1 protein-coding gene is annotated in these 301 nt (G+C 68.8%); it reads left to right on the forward strand.

What is annotated here, in order from left to right; all coding sequences use genetic code 11:
• Positions 1–301 (forward strand): condensation domain-containing protein (locus ACX4ZE_RS23315; protein WP_480275614.1); only part of this gene is annotated, 301 nt, incomplete at both ends.

Genomic DNA, 301 nt, shown 5'->3' on the forward strand with positions numbered 1-301 from the left:
CGTTCGACCTGTCGGCGCAGATCCCGGTGCGGGCGAGTGTGTTGCGCTGCACCGGCCGGGGTGAGGGCGACCATACCCGCGGCGAGTACGTGTTGTTGTTGGTGATCCACCATATCGCCGGGGACGGGTGGTCGTTGGCGCCGTTGCTGCGGGATCTGGCCGGCGCGTACACCGCACGCATCCACGGCCGCAGCCCGGACTGGGTGCCGCTGCCGGTGCAGTATGCGGACTACACGCTGTGGCAGCGGCAGCTGTTGGGTGAGCACACCGATCCCGACAGTGTGGTGTCGCGGCAGTTGGC

Source organism: Nocardia sp. TBRC8007 (assembly GCF_056629435.1).